This window comes from Streptomyces sp. NBC_00016, assembly GCF_045040885.1.
In the GTDB taxonomy this organism is placed as follows: domain Bacteria; phylum Actinomycetota; class Actinomycetes; order Streptomycetales; family Streptomycetaceae; genus Streptomyces; species Streptomyces coriariae.
Window position 1 is genome coordinate 4,468,354 of the sequence record NZ_CP108304.1, and the last position, 23,447, is coordinate 4,491,800.

Here is a 23,447-nt window from a genome sequence, read left to right on the forward strand (position 1 = left end):
GCGTGCCGTCATGACGTAGGCCCGCCCGGGTGGCGGAGGCCTGCCCGGGTGGCGGGGCGTGCCGAGATGGCGCAGGCGTGGGCGGGGGGCGGAGGCGTGCGGGGGCGGTGGGGGCGCGTGAGGGGGGTGCAGGCGCGTGGGGGTGGTGCGGATGCGTGGGGGTGGTGTTGGAAGGGGAGGTTCCGGTTCCTTCGCTTCCGTGTTCACCGGGTCGCCACAGGAACCTCCCGGGCGGCCGGTCGTTTCAACCGACAATGGAATTCATGCGCTTCCGGAGCGTCGGGCTCGCCCTCGCCCCGGTCCGCGCAGCTTCGTCGCCGTGCCCTCCCCCGGTGCGGCGCGCCCACGCATCTCCCGTTTCCTCCTGGAGGTGCCGTCGTGTTGCTCCGTGGTGTCCGTAAGGCCGACCTGTTCGCTTCCTTCGTCGTGTTTCTCGTCGCGCTCCCCCTCTGTGTGGGCATCGCCGTGGCCTCCGGTGTGCCCGCCGAGCTGGGGCTGATCACCGGCATCGTCGGCGGGCTGGTGGTCGGGGCACTGCCCGGCGGCAGCCTCCAGGTGAGCGGGCCGGCGGCGGGGCTGACCGTGCTCGTCCACGAGGCCGTCCAGCGGTACGGCGTGGCGGCGCTCGGCGTGCTCGTCCTCGCCGCCGGGCTGGTGCAACTGGGGCTCGGCGCGCTGCGGCTGGGGCGGTGGTTCCGGGCCGTGTCGGTTGCCGTCGTGCACGGGATGCTCGCCGGGATCGGACTGGTACTGGTCGCCGGACAGGTGTACGCCCTCGGGGACGCGACCGCGCCGGCGGGCGGACTCGACCGGCTCACCGGACTGGTGTCGCTGCCCGGGCGGGTGGATCCGGTGGCGTTGTCAGTGGGGGGTGCCACGATGGTCGTGTTGCTGTTGTGGGGGCGCTGGCGGCGCGGTGCGCGGCTGGTTCCGGCGCCGGTGGTCGCGGTGGCGTCGGCTGCGGGCGTGACGTGGGTGTTCGACCTGGAGGTGCGGCGGGTCCAGGTGCAGGGGCTGTGGAATGCCGTACGGGTGCCGGAGGCGGCGGATCTCGGACGGCTGACGGAAGTGGGGGTGATCGGGACCGTAGTGGCGTTCGCGTTGATCGCGTCGGCGGAGTCGTTGTTCGGCGCCGCGGCGGTGGACCGGCTGCCCGACGGACGAGGGACGGACTACGACCGGGAGTTGATGACACAGGGCGCGGGCAATGCCGTGTGCGGGGTGCTGGGCGCGCTGCCGATGACGACCTTCATCGTGCGGAGCACGGTCGCGGGAGCCGGGGGTGCCGTCTCCGAGGGGGCGCGGGCGGGCGCGCGGACCAAGGCGTCGCGGGTGCTGCACGGAGTGTGGCTGCTGCTGTTCGCGGCAGCGCTGCCCGGGGTGCTGGGGGCCGTTCCGGTCGCGGCACTGGCCGGGCTGCTGGTGTACGTCGGCTGCAAGCTGGTGCCCTGGCGGGAGGCACGGAAGCTGTGGCGCGGGCAGCGGGCGGAGGCCGTCGTGCTCGGGGTCACGGCGGTGGCGATCGTGGCGGGGAACCTGTTCGAGGGGGTGTTGGTCGGGCTGGCGCTGGCCGTGGCGAAGACGGCGTGGGAGATCAGCCATGTGCACGTCGAGACGGAGGACCGGGGAGACGCCGGCCTCGTCGTACGGGTACGGGGGCATGCGACGTTCCTGCGGCTGCCGAAGCTGCTTGACGCGTTGGACGCGCTGCCGCACGACCGCGCGGTGCGGCTGGAGCTGGGCGGGCTGCGGCATGTGGATCACGCGTGTGCGGCGGCCCTGGCGGGGTGGGCCGCCGCGCGCGGTCAGGCTCTGGTCGCGAGCAGCAGGACGACGTCGTAGACCTCTTCGACGAGTCCCTCGGGGAAGGCCCGCATCAGGTGGTCGCGCTCCTCGGCGAGGAAGGCGGTGCTCGCCTCCTCGCCGTGGACCAGGAACAGCGAGTGGCTGCCGATGTTGGCGAGGTGCGTGTCGACGGGGACGCGGCGGCTCCAGCGGACCTCACGGCGGGTCAGTCCGAGGCGGCCGGTGGGGTCGACGACATGGGCGTTCACGTTCTTGGTGTTCGCGGGGATGCTCTCCCCGAAGTACCGGTCGATGCGCTGGGCCGCCTCCGCCAGCCAGGGCACGTCGAGGGCACCGGTGTTCCACCACAGCGCCAGCGCGCCGCCCGGACGCAGGACGCGCAGGGCCTCCGGAACCGAGTGGGCCGGGTCGGTCCAGTGCCAGGACTGGGCGTAGGTGAGGAAGTCGAGGGAGGCGGTGGCCAGGGGGAGGTGGTTGCCGTCGCCCCGGACGATCGGCACGTCGGGGAGGGCGTGGCGGAACTGCGCGGTCATGCCGTCCCCGGGCTCGACGGCGATGACGTCGGCGCCGCGAGCGTGCAGGAGGGCGGTCGCTATGCCGGTGCCCGCCCCGACGTCCGCGACCCGCGCCCCGGCGAGGGGGCGGCCGGCGAGCTCCTCGATCGTGTCGAGGAGGGCGGTCGGGTAGGAGGGGCGGTTGGCGGCGTACTGGGCCGCGGCGGAGTTGAAGGAGTGGGCTCGGGTGGTGTGCCCGGGGGTGTCGGAGGAGGACGTCATGCGGCCATGGTGGCCGGAGGCGGCCGGGAAGGGGAACAGTCCGGGGCTGTGGGGCGGGTCGGCGGGCCGGGGCTGTGGGCCGGGCTGTGGGCCGAGCCCACGGGCCAGGCCTACGGGTCGGGGCTGTGCGCCGGGCCTACGGGTCGGTTCGGCCGTGGCGGCACGGGCCTCCTCCACGTCCCGCTCCCCGGCGACACCGGCACGCGGAGGGGGTCAGCCGCGGCGGCGCTTCTTCGACGGGTTGCCCGTGCGGCGGGTGGAGCGGCGTTCGTACTGTTCGCGAGCCGTGTCGTACTCCTCGCGGTGGAGCCTCTCGCCGGGTGCCTCGGTCAGGGCGCGGAAGAAGTACGCGAGCAGCGAGCCGACGAAGCCGACGGCGAGCAGGCCACGCAGGGAGGCCTGGCGGTCGGGGTCGGGGCGCTTGGTGAAGCTCTCCCAGGTGTGGCGGAAGGCGAGTGCGGTGCAGACCGCGAACATCACGACGACCAGGAGCGTCACGAAGCTGCCCAGGTCGGCGATCGCGATGCCCTCGTAGGCGAAGCGCAGGACGAGGCAGGAGACGGCGGCGGCGGCCAGGGAGCCGACGGCCACGGCGATGCGGCGGGCCGCGTAGCCCCGGTAGCCGGGGTCGTGGTCCACCCAGGTGGTGCCGAAGAAGCGGAGGGCCTCCGGGCGGGGCCCGGCGCCGACGGGGCTTCCCGGCCGGTCTGCGGGGGTACCGGTGGGAGTGCCCGCCGCGCCGGTCGAGGTGTCCCGGGAGTCGGCCGAAGTGTCCGGGGTGCCGTTTTCGTCGCTCACGGGACGATTATGGCTCCGGGCGGAGGCGGGCTCCCGGGTGGGTTGCTCGTAGACCGGTCCGAGGCCCGCCGAGAGCCGGCCCGAGCCCGTCCGAGACCGGTCGAAGGCTTGTCCGAGGCGTGCCGAAAGCCGGTCCGAGACCCGCCGGAAGCCCGCCGGAAGGCGCCAGTCCGAACCCTGGTCCGAGGCGCAACCTCGGACCAGGGTTCGGATCAGGGCTTGAGTCCGGTCCTGATCCGGGTCCGATTCCGGTTCCGGATCCGGGACCGGGACCGGGACCGGGACCGGATGCTGATCCGGTCCCGGGACGCGTTCGGATGCTGATCCGCGTTCGGATGCTGATCCGCGTTCGGATGCTGATCCGGGACCGGGATCAGGGACCGAGGGCCGGGTCCGGGATCAGGGACCGAGGGCCGGGTCCGGGACCGAGGGCCGGGACCGGGACCGAGGGCCGGGACCGGGACCGAGGGCCGGGACCGGGTCCGGGACCGAGGGCCGGGACCGGGACCCGGGGCCGGGTCCGGGACCCGGGGCCGGGGCCGGGTCCGGGACCCGGGGCCGGGGCGTGTCAGGCGCAGTGGGCGGCGACGTAGCCGTCGCTGCCCGTCCGCACGTACGCGTCCGAGACGAACTGGCTGTCGGCGATGTTGTCCCAGATGTTCGTCGTGCCGTACGGGCCGGACACCGAGGTGCCCGGGGTCTGGCAGAAGATGGGGACCTTGGTGCCCTCGGCCAGGACCCTGACAACCGGGTAGCTCGTGCCGGGGCCGCTGCGGACGTTCAGCCGGACGCCCGGGGCGACCGGGTAGTACGTGAGGGCCGCCGCGGCCGTCGCGACGGCCTCCGCCGTTCCGCCGCTCGCGACCTCTTCCACTTCCACACGGTCAACAGACATGGAAAAACCTCCCCCGTCGAACCCCATGACTGCCATGGGGCCACGTTGATTCCCCTAAAACACGCAATGAAACACATGTGCAGGATTCGCACACGGAGGCTAGCAAGCCGCCTCTGTCCCGTACGAGTCATCGACTAGGCTCCGTGCGTCGCGCGCGCGGTTGAACAGCACGGGGGTGGTTGGTCCATGACGCCACAGCGCAACACCGGGGCGGGCGCGGAAGCGGAACTTCCGGAGTACGCCGGTCACTACCACCTGGACGAACGTCTGGGCTCCGGTGGCATGGGCGTGGTGCACCTGGCCCGGAGCACCTCCGGGATGAAGGTCGCGGTGAAGGTCGTCCATGCCCAGTTCGCCCGGGATCCCGAGTTCAGGGGCCGTTTCCGGCAGGAGGTGGCCGCCGCTCGGCGGGTGAGCGGGGCGTTCACCGCGCCCGTCGTCGACGCCGATCCGGAGGCCGAACGGCCTTGGATGGCCACCCTGTTCATTCCCGGTTCGACGCTCGCCGAGCAGGTGAAGCAGAACGGCCCCATGCGTTCGGGCGAGTTGCGGCGACTGATGGCCGGGCTCGCGGAGGCGCTGCGGGACATCCACCGGGTCGGGGTCGTGCACCGGGATCTGAAGCCGAGCAACGTCCTGCTGGCCGAGGACGGGCCGAAGGTCATCGACTTCGGCATCTCCCGGCCGAAGGACAGCGAACTGCGCACCGAGACCGGCAAGTTGATCGGTACGCCGCCCTTCATGGCACCGGAGCAGTTCCGGCGGCCGCGCGAGGTGGGGCCGGCCGCCGACATCTTCGCGCTCGGGTCGGTGATGGTGCACGCGGCGACGGGACGCGGGCCGTTCGACTCCGACAGCCCGTACGTCGTCGCCTACCAGGTCGTGCACGACGAGCCGGATCTGACCGGCGTACCGGGGAACCTCGCGCCGCTGGTGGTGCGCTGTCTGGCCAAGGAGCCCGAGGACCGGCCCACGCCGGACGAGTTGATGCGGGAACTGCGGTCGGTGGCGGCCTCGTACGACACGCAGGCGTTCATACCGTCGCAGCGGGCGCTGGCGGAGGCCGAGGCCGAGTCGGCGGGCGCGGCCGGGCAGCCGGAGGGTGCGGAGGAGCCCGCGGCGGCACCGGACCGGGCGCAGGTGCGGCCGCGCAGCCGACGCCGGCGGGTGGCCCTCGCGGTCGGCGCGCTGGTCGTCGTCCTCGCGGGCGGCGCGGTCCTCACCACGCAGCTGCCCGGCGAGGACGACGCGGGCCGGGACGCGCGGGGCAAGGCGGGCGGCTCGCAGTCCGCGTCGCCGGCCTTCACCCCCTGGAGCACGCGGCCGGCGAAGGGCAGCACCGGCGCGGGTGCCGGTACGGGCACGGGTGGCATGCCCCAGTGCACCTACGACGCGCGGCGGCTGCTCTGCGTCCAGAAGGGGCTGGTGTCGGCAGTGGACGCGTCCGACGGGCGGGTGCTGTGGCGGCACGTCCTCACCGACGACGACGGGCCGAGCCAGGCCCCGGTGCTCTCGGGCGGGCTGGCTCAGGTGATCACGCACTCGGGCAAGCGGATGGAGGCGCTCGACCCGGCGTCGGGCGCCACCCGCTGGCAGCGCGACCTGTCGGACTACCCGGGTGTCCGGAGCGTCGGCGGCACCCTGTTGCTGACCGCGGCCGACAACACGGTGACCGGGGTGGACGCCGCGACGGGGAAGTCGGTGTGGAGCCGGCGCATTCCGGGGCTGAGCGAGCCGTACTTCACGGCGTTCCCGAAGGATCCGCTGGCGTACGCGTCGACCACCTCGGACGACGGGCACACCCGGATCACGGCCGTGGATCCCGCGACCGGGAAGGTGCGCTGGGACGAGCGGCTCAGTGGCACGCTGCGCCTCGTGGGCACCACGGACGGCAGCCTCGTCCTGCTGTCCCAGGGCGCCGACTACGGCACGGTCGACGCCGTGGTCCGCTACTCCCCGCAGGACAAGGGGTCGCTGCGGGTGAAGCTGCGCGTCGCGCTCCAGGAGGCGCAGGCGACCGTGCAGGGCGACCGGGTCTACCTCCTGGCCTTCGACGGATCGCTCGTCGCCGTCGACACGGTCCTGGACCAGCAGGTGTGGTCCCTGCAGACGTCGGTGAGCCGGGGTTCGGTGCCGGCCGCCGACGGTGAGCACGTCTACTTCAGCGCCGCCGACGGACGGCTCCTCGCCGTGGACGCCGAGAAGGGCAAGCTCGTCGGGCAGACGGAGCTGCGGCTCGGCGCCAACTCGGACGAGGTGGTGGCCACGCTGCCGGCGCCCGAGGCGGTCGACGGCCACGTCTACGCCGGCGCCCCGGACGGAACCGTCTTCGCGGTGGACGGACGGGACCCGGCGGGTTGGTAGGGCTGGGCGGGTGACGGCAGGCCGGCTACAGCGGACGGGTGGCGACGGGCCGGTGACAACAGGCCGGTGGCCACGGGCCAGTGGCGACGGGCCGGTGACAACAGGCCGGTGACAACAGGCCGACAAGACGCGCCGAGGGCCGCCTCCGTACGGCGGAGACGGCCCTCACAGCAACGCCGGTTTCTGGCGTCAGCCCACGCCGGTCTCTGGCGTCAGCCCACGCCGGTTTCTGGCTTCAGCCCAGCTTCGACACGTCCCGCACCGCGCCCTTGTCGGCGCTCGTCGCCATCGCGGCGTAGGCCCGCAGGGCGGCGGACACCTTGCGCTCGCGGTTCTTCGGGGCGTAGACGCCGCCGAGGGCCGCCTCGCGCCGCGCCAGCTCGGCGTCGTCGACGAGGAGCTCGATCGTGCGGTTCGGGATGTCGATGCGGATGCGGTCGCCATCCTCGACGAGGGCGATGGTGCCGCCGGAGGCCGCCTCGGGCGAGGCGTGGCCGATCGACAGACCCGAGGTGCCGCCGGAGAAGCGGCCGTCGGTGATCAGGGCGCAGGTCTTGCCGAGGCCACGGCCCTTGAGGAAGGACGTCGGGTAGAGCATCTCCTGCATGCCCGGGCCGCCCTTGGGACCCTCGTAGCGGATGACGACGACGTCGCCGTGCGTCACCTGCTTGTTGAGGATCTTCTCGACGGCCTCCTCCTGCGACTCGCAGACGACGGCCGGGCCTTCGAAGGTCCAGATCGACTCGTCGACGCCGGCCGTCTTGACCACGCAGCCGTCGACGGCGATGTTGCCGCGCAGGACCGCGAGACCGCCGTCCTTGCTGTAGGAGTGCTCGGCGGAGCGGATGCAGCCGCCCTCGGCGTCCACGTCCAGCGCCTCCCAGCGCTCGGACTGGGAGAAGGCCTTGGCGGAGCGGACGCAGCCGGGGGCCGCGTGCCACAGTTCGAGCGCCTCGGGCGAGGGGGAGCCGCCCCGGACGTCCCACGTCTTCAGCCAATCCGCCAGGGACGGGCTGTGGACCGAGAACACGTCCTCGTTGAGCAGGCCCGCGCGGTGCAGTTCGCCGAGCAGGGCGGGGATGCCGCCGGCGCGGTGCACGTCCTCCATGTAGTACGTGCGGTCCTTCGCCACGTTCGGCGCGACCTTGGCCAGGCAGGGCACGCGGCGCGAGACCTCGTTGATCTCCTCCAGGCCGAACGGGACGCCCGCCTCCTGGGCGGCGGCCAGCAGGTGGAGGATCGTGTTGGTCGAGCCGCCCATCGCGATGTCGAGGGCCATCGCGTTCTCGAAGGCCGCGATGGTGGCGATGTTGCGGGGCAGGACCGTCTCGTCGTCCTGCTCGTAGTAGCGGCGGGTGATGTCCATCACCGTGCGCCCCGCGTTCTCGTACAGCGCCCGGCGGGCCGTGTGGGTGGCCAGGACCGAGCCGTTGCCGGGGAGGGAGAGGCCGATGGCCTCGGTCAGGCAGTTCATCGAGTTGGCGGTGAACATGCCGGAACAGCTGCCGCAGGTCGGACAGGCGTTCTCCTCGATACGGAGGATGTCCTCGTCCGAGATCTTGTCGTTCACGGCGTCGGAGATCGCGTCGACGAGGTCGAGCGTGCGGACCGTGCCGTCGACCAGGGTGGCGCGGCCGGACTCCATCGGGCCGCCGGAGACGAAGACCGTGGGGATGTTCAGGCGCAGGGCCGCGTTCAGCATGCCCGGGGTGATCTTGTCGCAGTTGGAGATGCAGATCAGGGCGTCGGCGCAGTGCGCCTCGACCATGTACTCCACGCTGTCCGCGATCAGGTCGCGGGAGGGCAGGCTGTAGAGCATGCCGCCGTGGCCCATCGCGATGCCGTCGTCGACGGCGATCGTGTTGAACTCGCGCGGGATGCCGCCGGCCGCGGTGATCGCCTCGCTGACGATCCGGCCGACCGGCTGGAGGTGCGTGTGGCCGGGCACGAACTCGGTGAAGCTGTTCGCCACCGCGATGATCGGCTTCCGGCCGATGTCCGCACCGGGTACACCGGAGGCGCGCATAAGGGCGCGGGCGCCCGCCATGTTGCGGCCGTGGGTGACTGTGCGGGACCTCAGCTCGGGCATCGTCGCTCGCTCCTTCAGAGACTGCGATCAGAGACTTCTGACTGCTAACGAGCGTACGCCGGTCATCCAGGGGGCGGACACGGCGTCCGTATACCGGGACGTATGTCTCACCTCCCACCCGCATCCCCGCCCGCCTCCGAGCGGCGTCCGGGCCGCGTCCCGGCCGCGTCTCACGGCCCGGTCAGGTGCCCCTGCACGACCGGTGCCACGCGCGCGATGATCAGCTCCAGGTCCGCCGAGGCCAGCGGCTCCACCTTGATCACGTACCGCAGCATCGCGCAGCCCACCAGCTGCGCCGCCGCCAGTTCGGCGCGCAGCTCGGCGTCCGGCAGATCGAGCCGGCCGGCGATCCGGCGCAGCACCTGGGTGGCGACCAGGCGGCGGAAGACGGCGGCCGCGGTGTCGTTGTTCACGGCCGAGCGCACGATCGCCAGCAGGGGCTTCCGGGTCGTCGGGTTCTCCCAGATGCCGAGGACGAAGCGGGCGAGCCGCTCGCCGACCTGGTCCAGCGGGCCGTCGGCGACCGCTTCCGGGGCGCCCAGCGCGGGCCCGAAGGCGACCTCGACGGCCGCCTCGAAGATCTGCTCCTTGGTGCCGAAGTAGTGGTGCACCAGGGCCGGGTCCACGCCGGCGGCCTTCGCGATACCGCGTACGGACGTCTTGTCGTAGCCCCGCTCGGAGAACTCCTCGCGGGCGGTCGTCAGGATCAGGTCCCTGGTGTCCGCCGACTCCGAACGAGGGGGGCGGCCGCGCTTGCGGGCGGTGACGCCGGTCATCGGCGGGGCACCTTCGCCGTGGGTGACGTCGTGGGTGACGTCGTGGGTGACGTCGTGGGTGACGGGGCCGACGGGGCCGTCGACGAGGCGGAGGCCAGGTGCAGGCGCGTGAAGGCCAGGGCTTCCGCCAGGTCGGCCTCACGTTCGGCGCTCGACATCGCGCGCCGCGTGTTGACCTCGATGACGACGTGCCCGTCGAATCCGGTCAGCGCGAGCCGTTCCAGCAGCTCGGCGCAGGGCTGGGCACCGCGGCCGGGAACCAGGTGCTCGTCCTTGGCCGAACCGTTTCCGTCGGCGAGGTGGACGTGGCCCAGGCGGTCGCCCATGCGGTCGATCATCTGCATCGCGTCCGCGCGGGCCGTGGAGGCGTGGCTGAGATCGATCGTGAAGTGCCGGTAGTCGTCCTTCGTGACGTCCCAGTCGGGCGCGTACGCGAGCATCTCGCGGTCGCGGTAGCGCCACGGGTACATGTTCTCGACGGCGAACCGTACGTCCGTCTCGTCCGCCATCCGCCAGATGCCCGTGACGAAGTCCCGCGCGTACTGGCGCTGCCAGCGGAACGGCGGGTGGACGACGACCGTGCTCGCGCCGAGCTTCTCCGCCGCCGCGCGGGCGCGCTGGAGCTTGGTCCACGGGTCGGTCGACCACACCCGCTGGGTGATGAGCAGGCAGGGAGCGTGGACGGCGAGGATCGGGATCCGGTGGTAGTCGCTGAGTCTGCGCAGCGCGTCGATGTCCTGGCTGACGGGGTCGTTCCAGACCATGACCTCGACGCCGTCGTATCCGAGGCGCGCGGCGATCTCGAACGCCGTCGCCGTCGACTCCGGGTAGACCGAGGCCGTCGACAGGGCGACCTTCGCATCCGGGATCCGCACGACTGGCTCTGCCATGGGGGACAGGTTACGGGGTGCGGTCACCCGGGTGCCGGGCCCCGGGCCGCCGTTGTGGTGTTCGCCACGGGAGGGTGCGGGTACGCCCTGGGACCCGTGCCCGCACGGCGGAGTGGGCCCTGTCACGGCCGGGCGCCGCGCGGGTCCGTCACTCCGACGCCATGTGATCGAGTTTGCGCAGGATGACGCCCTCCCTGAGCGCCCAGGGGCAGATCTCCAGGTTCTCCACACCGAAGAGGTCCATCGCCCCCTCCGCGACCAGCGCGCCCGCCAGGAGCTGGTTGGCGCGGCCCTCGGAGACGCCCGGGAGTTCCGCTCGCTGGGCGGTCGTCATGCCCGCCAGACGGGGCACCCAGGCCTCGAGCGACTCGCGCTTGAGCTGCCGCTGGGCGTACGGACCGTCGATGGAGCGGGCGGCACCGGCGATGCGGGCCAGTTGCTTGAACGTCTTGGAGGTGGCGACGACGTGGTCGGGGGCGCCGAAGCGCTTGAACTCCCCCACCGTGCGGGCGATCTGCGCACGGGCGTGGCGGCGCACGGCCCGTATGTCCTCGGGGTCGGGCGGGTCGCCGGGCAGCCAGCCCGCGGTGAGCCGACCGGCTCCGAGCGGCAGCGAGACGGCCGCGTCGGGCTCCTCGTCGATGCCGTAGGCGATCTCCAGGGAGCCGCCGCCGATGTCCAGGACCAGCAGCTTCCCGGCGGACCAGCCGAACCAGCGGCGGGCGGCGAGGAAGGTGAGCCGGGCCTCCTCGGCGCCGGTGAGGACCTGGAGCTCGACGCCGGTCTCGGCCTGCACGCGCGCGAGGACGTCGTCGGCGTTGCTGGCCTCGCGCACGGCGGAGGTCGCGAACGGCAGCAGGTCCTCCACGCCCTTGTCCTCGGCGGCCTGCAGCGCCTCCTGGATCACGGCGATCAGTTTGTCGACGCCCTCCGGACCGATCGCGCCGTCCGCGTCGAGGAGTTGGGCAAGGCGCAGTTCCACCTTGTGCGAGTGCGCCGGCAGGGGGCACGCGCCCGGGTGTGCGTCCACCACCAGCAGATGCACCGTGTTCGATCCCACGTCGAGGACACCGAGTCTCATGTAGGGAACGCTACTGCCCACAGGGACCTCGGCCGTCCCCGAAGCGGCCCCTGGCGACTTACCCTGGACGAGTGCCAAAGACGAACAAGGCGAAGACCGACAAATCGACCGGCGGTTCTTCGCGGGCGAAGCCGGTGAAGCCACCGAAGAAGTCGAACAAGGCCCAGGCAGCGGCAGCGAAGGCGCCGACTGCGGACGAGAAGGGTCTCGATTTCGCGCGCGCGTGGGTGGAGTTCCCCGACCCGGCGGACGACGAACAGGTCTTCAGGTGTGATCTGACCTGGCTGACCTCTCGCTGGAACTGCATCTTCGGCAGCGGCTGCCAGGGCATCCAGCCGGGCCGCGCGGCCGACGGCTGCTGCACCCTGGGCGCCCACTTCTCCGACGAGGACGACGAGAAGCGCGTCGCCGGGCATGTGGCGCGGCTCACGCCGGACATCTGGCAGCACCACGACGAGGGCGTCCGGGACGGCTGGGTCTCGGAGGACGACGAGGGCTCCCGCCAGACCCGCCCGTTCAACGGCTCGTGCATCTTCCAGAACCGCCCCGGTTTCGCGGGCGGCGCGGGCTGCTCGCTGCACATCCTGGCTCTCAAGGAGGGCCGCGAGCCGCTGGAGACCAAGCCGGACGTCTGCTGGCAGCTGCCGGTGCGCCGGACGTACGACTGGATCGACCGGCCCGACGACACACGCGTGCTCCAGGTGTCGATCGGTGAGTACGACCGCCGCGGCTGGGGGCCGGGCGGCCACGACCTGCACTGGTGGTGCACGTCCGCGACCTCGGCACACGGCGCGGGCGACCCGGTGTACGTCTCCTACCGCCCGGAGCTGACCGAGCTGATGGGCAAGGCCGGCTACGACCGCCTGGTCGAGCTGTGCGAACAGCGCCTCGCCTCGCAGCTCCCGCTGCTGGCACCGCATCCGGCGGACCCGGCGAACACGCAGGGCTGAGCGGCCGGCGGGCTGAGCGGTCGGCGGGCTGAGCGGCCGGCGGGCTGAGCGGTCGGCGGGCTGAGCGGCCGGCGGGCTGAGGGGTCGGCGGGCTGAGGACTGGTGGCCTGACGCGCCCGGCCCCTCGACCCCTGTGAGACGGCCGGGATCCCGGCAGCGCGGGCCCGCGCGGGCCGTGCCGCCTGCACCGCCTGCACCGCCTGCACCGCCTGCACCGCCTGCACCGCCTGCACCGCCTGCACCGCCTGCACCGCCTGCACCGCCTGCACCGCCTGCACCGCCTGCGGCCGACTCCTACGACGTCGCCGGGTTCGGCGGGTCGCTGTCGTCGGACGGCGGGGTCGGATCCTCCGAGGCGGTCGGGGACGGGTCGCCCGGCGTGGGCTCCGGGTCGGACGAGGACGGCGGATCGGTCGGCGTGGGATCCGGGGAGGACGGCGTCGTGGGCGTCGGTTCCGGGTCGGACGGCGAGGGCGGGCCGCCGGGGCCGCCCGGTCCCGGGCCGTTGCCCGGGTCCGAGGGGCCGGGCGCGGTGCCGTAGCCCTCGATGGAGACGACGGCACCCGCCGGGGCGACGGCCACGCGCGCGTGCCAGTGCCCGGAGGGCTCGCGCAGATGATCGACGTACACCTTGATCGTCACCGACTCGCCGGGCTTCAGCGTGCCCGTTGAGCGGCTCAGATAGAGCCAGGAGGCCGCCGTGGTGGCCGACCAGCGGACCGGCCCGTCGGCGTCGGCCGCCGCGGTGAGGGTGATGAGGGTGGTGTCGCCGCTGTTGGCGGCCGTCACGGAGAGCTTGCCGGCCGCGCTCCTGCCGAGTCCCGAGACGCTGACGACCTCCACGGAGACATCCGGTCCGCCGCCCTTGAGGAGGTCGGCCCCGGGGCGGGTGCTGGCGTTCCCCGCGTTCTCGTAGCCGCCGACCGTCTCGCCGTCGAGGCTGTCGGGGCCGTGCGCCTCGCTGGCGCTGGCCGAGCGGCCCTCGACCCCCTCCCCCGTCGGTGTGCCCCGGTAGGCCGCCCACAGGGCGAGCACGGGAGCGGCGACGACGGTGGCGACGACGGTCGTGGTGACGGCACGCGCGCGGAGTCGCTCCCGGCGGGCGGCCCGGTCCTTGGGGTCCATCGGGAAGCCCCGCCGGTCGTAGCGCGGTGCGGCGGCTCCCCGCGCGCGGGGGAGGTGGCCCATGGCCACGTGCAGCTCCGCGCGGGGCGCCGACAGGACGGGCAGCTCGGCGGGGGTGACACCGGCGCCGGGCCAGCGGCCGGGGACGGCGCGTTCGGCGGCCCGGCGGCAGCGCGGGCAGTCGTCGACGTGCCGGACGAGCTCGCGGCGCAGGGCGGCGCTGAGCACGAGCTGGTTCTCGCCGGTGAGACGGGCCACACCGGGACAGCCGCCGGTCTCGACGACGGCGAGCGCCGCGCGCGTGCGCTCGACCTCGCAGGCGGCGGAGGCGAGCAGTTCGCGGGCGGCGGCCAGGTCCTTGCCGAGGACGGCGGCCACCTCGTGGGGAGCGAGGTGGTGGCGTACGGCGAGTTCGAGCGCCTCGCGCTGTTCCGGGGTGGTGCCGGCGGCCTCCGGCCAGGCGAGCTGGGTCAGCTCACGCCGACGCTGTTCCCTGGCCTCGTCGGAGGCGGGCGGGCCTGCCGAGGCCGTGGCGGCCGTGGCGCCCGTGGCCGTCGCGGGCTTCGCACCCGACTGCCGGCGGGCGCCGTTGCGGGCCGCCGCGTGCGTGCCCTGACGTTTCTGCTTGGCCTGACGTTTCTGCTTGGCCTCGGTGAGCTTGCGCAGGCAAGCCCAGCGGGCCAGCGCGTAGAGCCAGGCCCGGCGGTCGCCCACCGCTTCGGGGCCACGCTGGCCACGCCGTTCGGCGAACGCGAGGACGTCACCCAGGGCGGCGGTGGCGGCTTCGTGGTCGCACAGGACGGACAGGCAGTAGGTGAACAGGCCGTCCAGGTAGGGCTCGTAGCGCGCGGGAGGTCGCTGCGCGAGCGTGCGCGCCGCAGCGCCGTCGCGCGCCTCCCGGTGCGCCCGGTGTGCGCCGATCGTGCGGGTCGAGATTTCCGGGCTGCTGCTCATCACCCGTGCGACCGTAGGCGGCGCGGAACTAGGTCTTCTTGTCCCTTGAGTCCTTTTAATCCGTACGGGTGAAACGATCCCTCATAAGGGGACAGGGAAGGGGGGTCCCATGGCTCGTTCGTGACGGGGCGTGGCCAAATCACAAGGGGTGCCTGTCCCCTCCCGGGGTGCGCGGGCCCGCGCGGGGCGACGAAGAGGCACTCGGGACGGGCCCCGGCGAGGCCGGTTGTCCACAGGCGCGTCCGGCTGTCGGTGGCGGCGGTTACGGTTTCCCCATGGCTGCCCGCACGAAGACCACCAAGGACCGTCCGTCCTACCGCTGCACGGAGTGCGGCTGGCAGACGGCCAAGTGGCTCGGCCGCTGCCCCGAGTGCCAGGCCTGGGGGACGGTCGAGGAGTACGGCACGCCCGCGGTCCGTACGACGACGCCGGGGCGCGTCACGACGTCCGCCCTGCCCATCGGCCAGGTCGACGGGCGGACGGCCACCGCCCGCCCCACCGGCGTGCCCGAGCTGGACCGCGTGCTGGGCGGCGGACTCGTACCGGGCGCGGTCGTCCTGCTCGCCGGCGAGCCGGGCGTCGGCAAGTCGACCCTCCTGCTGGACGTGGCGGCCAAGTCGGCGAGCGACGAACACCGCACGCTGTATGTGACCGGCGAGGAATCGGCCTCCCAGGTCCGCATGCGCGCCGACCGCATCGGCGCCATCGACGACCACCTGTATCTGGCCGCCGAGACCGATCTGGCGGCCGTCCTGGGCCACTTGGACGCGGTGAAGCCATCGCTGCTGATCATGGACTCGGTGCAGACCGTGGCCTCCCCGGAGATCGACGGAGCGCCCGGCGGCATGGCCCAGGTCCGCGAGGTCGCCGGCGCCCTGATCCGCGCCTCCAAGGAACGCGGCATGTCCACGCTTCTGGTGGGCCATGTCACGAAGGACGGCGCGATCGCCGGCCCCCGCCTCCTCGAACACCTCGTGGACGTCGTGCTGAGCTTCGAGGGAGACCGCCACGCGCGCCTGCGCCTGGTCCGGGGCGTCAAGAACCGCTACGGCGCCACCGACGAGGTCGGCTGCTTCGAACTGCACGACGAGGGCATTACGGGCCTTGCCGACCCAAGCGGACTTTTCCTGACCCGACGTGACGAACCGGTCCCGGGCACCTGTCTGACGGTCACCCTGGAGGGCCGCCGCCCCCTGGTCGCCGAAGTGCAGGCCCTCACCGTCGACTCGCAGATCCCCTCACCCCGCCGCACGACGTCCGGCCTGGAGACGTCCCGGGTCTCGATGATGCTGGCCGTCCTGGAGCAGCGCGGCAAGATCAGCGCACTGGGCAAGCGGGACATCTACTCGGCGACGGTCGGCGGAGTGAAGCTCTCGGAGCCCGCCGCGGACCTGGCGATCGCCCTCGCCCTGGCCTCCGCCGCGAGCGACACCCCGCTGCCCAAGAACCTGGTCGCGATCGGCGAAGTCGGCCTCGCGGGCGAGGTCAGACGGGTCACGGGCGTCCAGCGCAGGCTCTCGGAGGCACACCGTCTGGGCTTCACCCACGCGCTCGTGCCGAGCGATCCCGGCAAGATCCCCGCGGGCATGAAGGTCCTGGAAGTCGCGGACATAGGGGACGCCCTGCGGGTCCTGCCGCGCTCCCGTCGACGAGACGCCCCACGGGATGCGGAGGAGCGCCGGTAGACTTTGCCCTGGTCTCGCCCGTCCGTACGAAACGAGTGCGCGAAACGGGAGCATCCCAGACCTGTGACCGGAGGAGTGCAGTGGCAGCCAACGACCGGGCGGCAGCTCCCGGAAAGTCCGGTGGGAGTTCCGGTGCCGACGGCCTGATGCGCGCCGCGCTGAGCGCGGTGGCTCCCGGCACGGCCCTGCGCGACGGCCTGGAGCGGATCCTTCGCGGCAACACTGGCGGACTCATCGTGCTGGGCTCCGACAAGACGGTCGAGGCGATGTGCACGGGCGGGTTCGTCCTGGACGTGGAGTTCGCGGCCACGCGCCTGCGTGAGCTGTGCAAGCTCGACGGCGGCATCGTGGTCTCCTCCGACCTGTCGAAGATCCTCCGGGCCGGCGTCCAGCTGGTGCCGGACCCCACGATCCCCACGGAGGAGACGGGCACCCGGCACCGCACGGCGGACCGGGTCAGCAAGCAGGTCGGCTTCCCGATCGTCTCCGTCTCCCAGTCCATGCGGCTGATCGCCCTGTACGTCGACGGCCAGCGCCGCGTCCTGGAGGACTCCGCGGCGATCCTGTCCCGCGCGAACCAGGCGCTCGCGACCCTGGAGCGCTACAAGCTCCGCCTGGACGAGGTCGCGGGAACGTTGTCAGCGCTGGAGATCGAGGACCTGGTGACGGTCCGGGACGTCTCCGCGGTGGCCCAGCGCCTGGAGATGGTGCGCCGCATCGCCACCGAAATCGCCGAATACGTGGTCGAACTGGGCACGGACGGGCGGCTGCTCGCCCTCCAGCTCGACGAGTTGATCGCGGGCGTGGAGCCGGAGCGCGAGCTGGTGGTCCGGGACTACGTTCCCGAGCCCACGGCCAAGCGGTCCCGCACGGTCGACGAGGCGCTGTACGAGCTGAACGCGCTCAGTCACGCCGAGCTCCTCGAACTGTCCACGGTCGCCCGCGCGTTGGGCTACACCGGCTCTCCCGAGGCCCTCGATTCGGCGGTCTCGCCCCGCGGCTTCCGCCTGCTGGCGAAGGTGCCGCGGCTGCCCGGCGCGATCATCGACCGTCTCGTCGAGCACTTCGGCGGCCTCCAGAAGCTCCTCGCCGCGAGCGTCGACGACCTTCAGACGGTGGACGGCGTGGGCGAGGCACGGGCCCGGAGCGTCCGCGAGGGCCTGTCACGGCTGGCGGAGTCGTCGATCCTGGAGCGGTACGTCTAGCCGGTCGACACGTCCGGGGCTCTAGTCGTCCTTGAGCACGAACGACGTCTGTGCCTTGGCAAACCCCGGCGCCTTCGCCTCCACCAGAAACGTGCCCGCTCCGGCCAGCCCCGCCGGAGGCGTCGCGCACTCGGGGGCGCTCGGCTTGCGGTCCCACTTCACGGTGTACGTGAAGCTGTTCCCGGCCGGCACCCGGTACAGCAGGCTTCCGGCGATCCTGGGGCAGTCGGCGGACGACCAGTACGCGTCGTCGCCGCCGGTCTCGGTGATCGTCAACACCGCCGCCTTCGGCCCGAGATCGACCTTGCAGTCGCTCCCCGAGGCGTTCTTCGCGATCAGCTGGAACGTGGGCGTCTGGTCGGGCGAGTAGGAGTTCTGGACACTGCGCAGGGTCAACGTGACCGCCCCGGCGGTGCAGTTGGGCAGGGTCGTCCCGGCCGGCAGCGTCGTCCCCGTACCGCTGCCGCCGCCACTGCCGCCACTGCCGCCGCTTCCGCTCCCGCTCCCGCTGCCGTTGGCGCCGTCGTCGGTGCTCCCGGCTCCCGCCGAGTCACCGGCCGAGCCGCCCGACCCGGTGCCGCCGTCCGCGCCCGATCCCGAGCCGGACCCGGAGCCGGACCCGCTGGAGGTGCCGTCGCTCGACTCGTCGCGGCCACCCGGGTTTTGGCTGATCGCGGGCCCCGATCCGGACGGCCCCGGCGTGATGGAGGAGGCGGGATTCTTGCCCCCGCCGCCGTCGGCACCGTTCTTCTTGCCGCCCCCGCCCGAGGTCACCACCCACAGAGTCAGCAGCGCCAACAAGGCGAACACGGACAGCAGTACGACCCTCCGACGCCAGTAGATGGAGGAGGGAAGCGGCCCGACCGGATTGCGCAGAGATCCCACGGCGCAAACTGTACGAGAGATCGACGGCTTCACTGGCCCCACCCGCCGCCAGGATCGCAACTTTTCCGGATCATCATCCCGGAAACCGTTTCCCCCGTACCCCTCTTCGGTCCGCGCGGCCGTCCCTCCTTGCCGATCGCACCCGTTGCACCTCTGGCCACGGCCCCGGGCACGCGCGCGTGACGCGCCCGCGGGACCTCGCCCGGCCGAGTGGCGGTACGCGCGCGTGCCCCGGTCCGCATGGCAGGATCGGAAGGGCCATGACTGCGCCCACGAAGCCCCCGCACCGATCCCCCGCCCGCTCCGACGCCGACGCCGAAGCCACCGGAGCGGACCTGCACGCCCCGGTGATCGACTGGTTCGACGAGAACGCCCGCGACCTGCCCTGGCGACGCCCCGAGGCCGGCGCGTGGGGCGTGATGGTCAGCGAGTTCATGCTCCAGCAGACACCGGTCAGCCGCGTGCTGCCGGTCTACGAGCAGTGGATCGCCCGCTGGTCGCGCCCCGCCGACCTGGCCGCGGAGTCGCCGGGCGAGGCCGTACGCGCCTGGGGGCGGCTCGGCTACCCGCGCCGCGCCCTGCGGCTGCACGGCGCGGCGGTGGCGATAACGGAACGGCACGGCGGCGACGTACCGTCGGCGCACGCGCAGCTCCTGGCGCTGCCCGGCATCGGGGAGTACACGGCCGCGGCCGTCGCCTCCTTCGCCTACGGGCAGCGGCACGCCGTCCTGGACACCAACGTCCGCCGTGTCTTCGCGCGCGCCGTCACGGGCGTGCGGTACCCGCCGAACGCCACCACGGCCGCCGAGCGCAAGCTGGCCCGCGCCCTGCTGCCCGACGACGAACCGACCGCCGCGCGGTGGGCCGCCGCGTCCATGGAACTCGGCGCGCTCGTCTGCACGGCGAAGAACGAGACGTGCGTGCGCTGCCCGATCGCGGCACAGTGCGCCTGGCGGCTCGCGGGCAAGCCGGAGCATGACGGCCCGCCGCGCCGGGGCCAGACGTACGCGGGCACCGACCGGCAGGTCAGGGGCAAGCTGCTCGCCGTCCTGCGGGACGCGCACACCCCCGTGCCGCAGTCCGCCCTGGACCGGGTATGGCACGAGCCGGTGCAACGCGCGCGTGCGCTGGACGGTCTCGTCGCGGACGGACTCGTGGAGCCGCTGCCGGGCGGGCTGTACCGCCTGCCGCTGACCTGACGCACGGTCATTTCACAGGTGCGCGGCTTCATCACCACAGCCGTCGGGCTTTTGTCACGCCCGGCGGCTGTACAAATCACCTCATAGCCGAGCCATACGGCCTGTGTCTCTTCCCTAAACCTCTTTCCGTTACACAACCGACGGACAGCTGAGCGCTGGCCGCAGGCTGCCTCGGACAACGCCGTGACAACACCTCCGTAGCTTCATTTGCGTACCCGGCAGGACCACGAGGGCTACAGACCACAGGCAGTGAACCGGCGGCGGCAGTCCGCCGGTACGGGGAATCGGAGGCGGTTGACCATGGCACAGGGCGAGGTGCTCGAGTTCGAGGAATACGTCCGCACGCGGCAGGACGCGCTGCTGCGCAGCGCCCGCCGCCTGGTCCCGGACCCGGTCGACGCGCAGGACCTCCTCCAGACCGCGCTGGCCCGGACCTACGGCCGCTGGGACGGCATCGCGGACAAGCGACTCGCGGACGCCTACCTGCGCCGAGTCATGATCAACACACGTACGGAGTGGTGGCGGGCCCGCAAGCTCGAGGAGGTTCCGACCGAGCAGCTCCCGGACGCGCGTGTCGACGACTCCACCGAGCAGCACGCCGACCGCGCCCTGCTGATGGACGCGATGAAGGTGCTCGCTCCGAAGCAGCGCAGCGTCGTGGTGCTGCGACACTGGGAGCAGATGTCCACGGAGGAGACGGCCGCCGCCCTCGGCATGTCGGCGGGGACGGTCAAGAGCACGCTGCACCGGGCGCTCGCCCGGCTCCGCGAGGAGCTGGAGGCCCGCGATCTGGACGCACGCGCGCTGGAGCGTGAGGAGCGGGAGCGTTGCGCGGCGGCCTGACCGAGGCCGGGCCCACACCGGCCCGAAGCACCATCCAGGCGGCGATCACGGCGATGTCCGTGCTCGCCGCCCTCGCCCTTTTCGTCTCCGCCTGCGCCACCGGCGGGACCGGCGCCCGTGACGAGGGTCCGGCCCACTCCGACACCGTGGCGGGCGCCACCGCCACCCCGTCGTCCGCCTCCACCGGCCCCCCCGACCGGGCGGAGGCGGTCCGGCTGATCAAGGACGACCCGGAGGTCTCGGCCGAGGTCAAGCGCGAGTTGCAGCCCTGCGTCGGCGACGAGTACCCGGTCGACGTGTCGTACGGCGACCTCACCGGCGGCTCCGGCGACGACATCATCGTCAACGTGCTCACCTGCGGTGACATCGTCGGCGTGGGCTCGTACGTGTACCGGAAGGACGACGGCGGCGGCGGCTACCGGAACGTCTTCCAGGCCGAGGAGCCTCCCGTGTACGCGGAGATGGACCGGGGCGACCTGGTGGTGACCAAGCAGGTGTACGAGAAGGGCGACCCGGTCTCGGATCCGTCCGGTGAGAACGTGATCACGTATCGCTGGACCTCGGGCCGCTTCGTGAAGGAGTACAGCTGGCACAACGACTACAGCAGCGTCGTCGGTGACCTTCCCACGGTGGCCCCGGAGGCCGGCTGACCTGCCCAGACGCGACCTGCGGAAAAAATCCTGCGGCGGCGTGAACCGATCGGCCCGCTCGTTCCGATCAATGGGTGGACGGGCAGGGACGGGCGAGAGGGGCAGGGACGCGCAAGGACGGACCGCACGGAGAACGGACATGGATCGCGCGCGAAGTGAACGCTCGGCGTGCTCCACGCGTCCAAGCAAGGGACACACCCGACAGTTCACCGACAGGTGAGCGACGGGGCGCAGGCGCGAGCCCGTCAGACCGACGGCCCGCACGCACACGAGACCGCATACGAGAACTGAGAGCACCGGGATGGCAGACCAGACCCACGTCCTGTTCGTCGAGGACGACGACGTCATCCGCGAGGCCACCCAGCTCGCCCTCGAGCGGGACGGCTTCGTGGTGACCGCGATGCCCGACGGCCTGTCGGGCCTGGAGGCGTTCCGTGCCGACCGCCCCGACATCGCGCTGCTGGACGTCATGGTGCCCGGCCTGGACGGCGTGAGCCTGTGCCGGCGCATCCGGGACGAGTCCACCGTGCCGGTGATCATGCTGTCGGCGCGTGCCGACTCCATCGACGTCGTCCTGGGCCTGGAGGCCGGCGCCGACGACTACGTGACCAAGCCCTTCGACGGCGCCGTGCTGGTCGCCCGGATCCGCGCCGTGCTGCGCCGCTTCGGTCACGCGGGCGGCGGCGACCGCACCGAGCCCGCCGCCTCCACGGCCGGTGGTGTGCTGTCGTTCGGCGATCTGGAGATCGACACGGAGGGGATGGAGGTGCGCCGGGCCGGGCAGCCGGTGGCGCTGACCCCGACCGAGATGCGCCTGCTGCTGGAGTTCTCCTCCGCTCCGGGCACGGTCCTCTCGCGCGACAAACTGCTGGAGCGGGTGTGGGACTACGGCTGGGGCGGCGACACCCGGGTCGTCGACGTCCATGTGCAGCGGCTGCGGACGAAGATCGGCCAGGACCGTATCGAGACGGTCCGCGGTTTCGGCTACAAGTTGAAGGCCTGAGCGGGGCAGGGGCAGGAGGGTGCGGGGGATGATCCGGCAGCTGGTTCCGGCTCGCAGAGAACGCGTGGGTATCCGTACGGGGCTGCGGTGGAAGCTGAGCGCGGCGATCGCACTGGTCGGCGCGCTGGTGGCGATCGCGCTCAGTCTGGTCGTGCACAACGCCGCACGCGTGTCCATGCTCGACAACGCGCGCGACCTCGCCGACGAGCGGATCCAGATCGCCCAGCGCAACTACGAGCAGTCGGGGCGGCCGAACTTCCCCAACGTCAAGATCGACGACTCCCGCCTGCCGCCGTCGTTGCGGGAGAAGGTCCAGGAGGGCCGCCGGGCCACCTTCGTCTCCGACCGCACCGGCGGGATACCGGACATCTGGGCGGCCGTGCCGGTCAAGGACGGGCACGTGCTGTCCCTGCACACCGGCTTCACCGACCGCAGCACGGACATCCTCAACGATCTCGACCAGGCCCTGGTGATCGGCTCCATCGCGGTCGTGCTCGGCGGCAGCGCGCTCGGCGTGCTCATCGGCGGGCAGCTCTCGCGCCGGCTGCGCAAGGCGGCAGCCGCGGCGAACCAGGTCGCCAGCGGCGAGTCGAACGTGCGGGTGCGCGATGCCATAGGCGGGGTCGTACGGGACGAGACCGACGATCTGGCGAGCGCGGTGGACGCCATGGCGGACACGCTCCAGGAGCGGCTGGAGGCCGAGCGCCGGGTCACCGCGGACATCGCGCACGAACTGCGCACCCCGGTGACGGGACTGCTGACGGCCGCCGAGTTGCTGCCGCCCGGCCGGCCCACCGAACTGGTCCTGGACCGGGCGAAAGCCATGCGCACCCTGGTCGAGGACGTGCTGGAGGTGGCCCGTCTCGACGGCGCCTCGGAGCGCGCCGAACTGCAGGACATCGTGCTGGGCGAGTTCGTGGCCCGACGGGTCGCGGCCAAGGACCCGGACGTCGAGGTGCGGGTGGTCCACGAGTCGATGGTCACGACCGACCCCCGGCGCCTGGAGCGCGTGCTGTTCAACCTGCTGGCCAACGCCGCCCGGCACGGCAAGCAGCCGATCCAGGTCACCGTCGAGGGCCGGGTCATCCGGGTCCGCGACCACGGCCCCGGTTTCCCCGAGGACCTGCTCGCCGAGGGACCCAGCCGCTTCCGCACCGGCAGCGCCGACCGGGCCGGACACGGACACGGCCTCGGGCTCACCATCGCGGCGGGCCAGGCCCGAGTACTCGGCGCCCGGCTGACCTTCCGCAACGTACGGCCCGCGGGGGCCCCTGCGCACATATCCGCCGAGGGTGCCGTCGCGGTCCTGTGGCTGCCCGAACACGCACCGACGAACACGGGAAGCTACCCGGTCATGCCGTGACGGCGGACGCCCTGGGAGGGTCGGGGTTGGGGCGCTTCGTCGAAGTTGCGGTTCTCGTCGCGGGGAAGCCGTCGGCCCACAGCATCGCGTAGCCCCCCGGGATCTGGGAA

19 protein-coding genes are annotated in these 23,447 nt (G+C 72.6%); 10 read left to right on the top strand and 9 right to left on the bottom strand.

All coding sequences use genetic code 11. The annotated features are described in order from the left end of the window. Positions 1–378: 378 nt before the first annotated feature. Positions 379–1,842 (top strand): SulP family inorganic anion transporter, encoded by a 1,464-nt coding sequence (locus OG933_RS19770; RefSeq protein WP_405628097.1) that lies wholly within the window; start codon positions 379–381, stop codon positions 1,840–1,842. Here OG933_RS19770 and OG933_RS19775 read toward each other — a convergent pair. From OG933_RS19775 to OG933_RS19785, 3 genes are all read right to left on the bottom strand, one after another. Beyond that, positions 1,806–2,582 (bottom strand): class I SAM-dependent methyltransferase, encoded by a 777-nt coding sequence (locus OG933_RS19775; protein WP_405628099.1) that lies wholly within the window; start codon positions 2,580–2,582, stop codon positions 1,806–1,808. The genes OG933_RS19770 and OG933_RS19775 overlap by 37 nt on opposite strands. 213 nt (positions 2,583–2,795) lie before the next feature. Further along, positions 2,796–3,380 (bottom strand): EamA/RhaT family transporter, encoded by a 585-nt coding sequence (locus tag OG933_RS19780; RefSeq protein WP_405628102.1) that lies wholly within the window; start codon positions 3,378–3,380, stop codon positions 2,796–2,798. Positions 3,381–3,948: 568 nt separating this feature from the next. After that, on the bottom strand, positions 3,949–4,275 hold the full coding sequence (locus OG933_RS19785; RefSeq protein ID WP_362522499.1) for an SH3 domain-containing protein: 327 nt from the start codon (positions 4,273–4,275) through the stop codon (positions 3,949–3,951). Between the two features lie 186 nt (positions 4,276–4,461). Here OG933_RS19785 and OG933_RS19790 point away from each other — a divergent pair, with 186 nt between their 5' ends. Then, positions 4,462–6,639, top strand: a complete 2,178-nt coding sequence (locus OG933_RS19790; RefSeq protein ID WP_405628103.1) for a serine/threonine-protein kinase — start codon at positions 4,462–4,464, stop codon at positions 6,637–6,639. A 235-nt stretch (positions 6,640–6,874) separates the two neighbouring features. On the opposite strand, the gene ilvD is transcribed toward OG933_RS19790, so the two are convergent. The 4 genes from ilvD to OG933_RS19810 all read right to left on the bottom strand — a co-directional run bounded on the left by ilvD (position 6,875) and on the right by OG933_RS19810 (position 11,475). Then, positions 6,875–8,728 carry a dihydroxy-acid dehydratase gene (ilvD, locus tag OG933_RS19795; RefSeq protein ID WP_362522497.1) on the bottom strand — a complete coding sequence of 618 codons (1,854 nt, stop codon included), beginning with the start codon at positions 8,726–8,728 and terminating at the stop codon, positions 6,875–6,877. A gap of 170 nt (positions 8,729–8,898) precedes the next feature. Continuing rightward, the gene (locus OG933_RS19800) at positions 8,899–9,504 is read right to left on the bottom strand and encodes a TetR family transcriptional regulator (RefSeq protein ID WP_362522496.1); all 606 of its coding nucleotides are present in this window, start codon (positions 9,502–9,504) and stop codon (positions 8,899–8,901) included. Continuing rightward, positions 9,501–10,394, bottom strand: a complete 894-nt coding sequence (locus OG933_RS19805) for a sugar phosphate isomerase/epimerase family protein (RefSeq protein WP_405628105.1) — start codon at positions 10,392–10,394, stop codon at positions 9,501–9,503. Before OG933_RS19805 ends, OG933_RS19800 begins: the two co-directional genes overlap by 4 nt. Positions 10,395–10,542: 148 nt before the next feature. Then, complete coding sequence (locus OG933_RS19810; protein ID WP_405628107.1) at positions 10,543–11,475, bottom strand: Ppx/GppA family phosphatase; 933 nt, start codon at positions 11,473–11,475, stop codon at positions 10,543–10,545. Between the two features lie 71 nt (positions 11,476–11,546). Here OG933_RS19810 and OG933_RS19815 point away from each other — a divergent pair, with 71 nt between their 5' ends. Beyond that, on the top strand, positions 11,547–12,425 hold the full coding sequence (locus OG933_RS19815; RefSeq protein ID WP_362522495.1) for a hypothetical protein: 879 nt from the start codon (positions 11,547–11,549) through the stop codon (positions 12,423–12,425). 294 nt (positions 12,426–12,719) lie between these two features. Here the strand turns inward: OG933_RS19815 and OG933_RS19820 are convergent, their stop codons facing one another. Next, the gene (locus OG933_RS19820) at positions 12,720–14,504 is read right to left on the bottom strand and encodes a BACON domain-containing protein (protein ID WP_405628109.1); all 1,785 of its coding nucleotides are present in this window, start codon (positions 14,502–14,504) and stop codon (positions 12,720–12,722) included. 275 nt (positions 14,505–14,779) lie between these two features. Between OG933_RS19820 and radA the strand changes: the two genes are divergently transcribed. Further along, a complete protein-coding gene (gene radA / locus OG933_RS19825) occupies positions 14,780–16,189 on the top strand; it encodes a DNA repair protein RadA (RefSeq protein WP_020132462.1) in 1,410 nt (469 codons plus the stop codon). 80 nt (positions 16,190–16,269) lie between these two features. Beyond that, a complete protein-coding gene (gene disA / locus OG933_RS19830; protein ID WP_020132463.1) occupies positions 16,270–17,394 on the top strand; it encodes a DNA integrity scanning diadenylate cyclase DisA in 1,125 nt (374 codons plus the stop codon). Between the two features lie 21 nt (positions 17,395–17,415). Here disA and OG933_RS19835 read toward each other — a convergent pair whose 3' ends face one another. Next, positions 17,416–18,279, bottom strand: coding sequence for a hypothetical protein (locus tag OG933_RS19835; RefSeq protein WP_405628111.1), 864 nt, complete (start codon positions 18,277–18,279; stop codon positions 17,416–17,418). 260 nt (positions 18,280–18,539) lie between these two features. Here OG933_RS19835 and OG933_RS19840 point away from each other — a divergent pair, with 260 nt between their 5' ends. The 5 genes from OG933_RS19840 to cseC all read left to right on the top strand — a co-directional run bounded on the left by OG933_RS19840 (position 18,540) and on the right by cseC (position 23,337). Further along, on the top strand, positions 18,540–19,478 hold the full coding sequence (locus OG933_RS19840; RefSeq protein ID WP_405628114.1) for an A/G-specific adenine glycosylase: 939 nt from the start codon (positions 18,540–18,542) through the stop codon (positions 19,476–19,478). Between the two features lie 300 nt (positions 19,479–19,778). Beyond that, entirely contained in the window at positions 19,779–20,321 is a 543-nt protein-coding gene (locus OG933_RS19845; protein ID WP_020132466.1) for a SigE family RNA polymerase sigma factor, read from the top strand. Further along, on the top strand, positions 20,306–20,971 hold the full coding sequence (locus OG933_RS19850; RefSeq protein ID WP_362522491.1) for a hypothetical protein: 666 nt from the start codon (positions 20,306–20,308) through the stop codon (positions 20,969–20,971). The genes OG933_RS19845 and OG933_RS19850 overlap by 16 nt, the downstream gene beginning before the upstream one ends. Positions 20,972–21,272: 301 nt before the next feature. Then, positions 21,273–21,974, top strand: coding sequence for a two-component system response regulator CseB (gene cseB, locus OG933_RS19855; protein ID WP_020132468.1), 702 nt, complete (start codon positions 21,273–21,275; stop codon positions 21,972–21,974). Positions 21,975–22,002: 28 nt separating this feature from the next. After that, entirely contained in the window at positions 22,003–23,337 is a 1,335-nt protein-coding gene (gene cseC, locus OG933_RS19860) for a two-component system sensor histidine kinase CseC (RefSeq protein ID WP_405628119.1), read from the top strand. The last annotated feature ends 110 nt before the right edge of the window (positions 23,338–23,447 follow it).